Below are 251 nucleotides of genomic sequence, written 5' to 3'. Positions count from 1 at the left end.
GCGGCATCGATCGTCTCCAGCCCGGCCGGCGGCGGCGTGGCGTGAATATGCGCCAGCGCGGCACCACATTGCCGCGCGAGGCGCGCGCGGGCGGGTGCGAAGGCGGCGTCGGTGGCGATGCGCACCTCGGGGCGGATGCCAACGGCCATGCAGACGAGATCCGCGCCATAGACGGTGCCGTCTTCCAGCAGCACCGCCTCGACCCGGTCGCGGCCCAGGATCGCCTTGGTCGCGCCCTTGCAGTGGACGCG

Annotated in this window: 1 protein-coding gene; it reads right to left on the bottom strand. The window is 73.7% G+C overall.

All coding sequences use genetic code 11. The features are described from left to right. The coding region (locus tag CVH10_RS22810) for a hypothetical protein (protein ID WP_146143318.1) at positions 1–251 on the bottom strand (251 nt) is incomplete at both ends.

The sequence above is a fragment of the Halomonas sp. ND22Bw genome, from assembly GCF_003011945.1.
In the GTDB taxonomy this organism is placed as follows: domain Bacteria; phylum Pseudomonadota; class Gammaproteobacteria; order Pseudomonadales; family Halomonadaceae; genus Halomonas; species Halomonas halophila.
Note: the sequence above shows the minus strand (reverse complement) of the source record. Positions and strands in the feature narration are given on the sequence as shown.